We start from the raw sequence: 306 nt of genomic DNA, 5'->3' as shown, positions 1-306 counted from the left end.
GTATACTTACTTACCTGTTTTTATCTTACAACAGGAGGATGATAGTTTATATCTACAATATAGGTGTGGACTTATACAACGGATTCAATGGACTTCGTCACCGTATCAACTGGACTTATTTTACCGTATTGGATGGGCTTGCCCATCCGTTATATTCACTCTTTGCTTTTTCTTGTTTATATGCCTGTTGCTCTGCTTCTGAGAATGGATTTGCGTACTCTTTTACACTCATTTTATCCATTGCGATATCATGCATTTCCTGCTCTCGAATATATTTTGCAACTGTCGCATCATTCAATCCTACTG

Annotated in this window: 1 pseudogene; it reads right to left on the bottom strand. The window is 37.6% G+C overall.

Annotated elements, in window-relative coordinates:
• Positions 1-115 precede the first annotated feature (115 nt).
• A pseudogene (locus tag LJE08_RS13935) lies at positions 116-306 on the bottom strand (hypothetical protein); the annotation flags it as partial.

This window comes from Holdemanella sp. DFI.5.55 (genome assembly GCF_020593575.1).
GTDB classification, from domain to species: Bacteria; Bacillota_I; Bacilli_A; order Erysipelotrichales; family Erysipelotrichaceae; genus Holdemanella; species Holdemanella hominis.
Note: the sequence above shows the minus strand (reverse complement) of the source record. Positions and strands in the feature narration are given on the sequence as shown.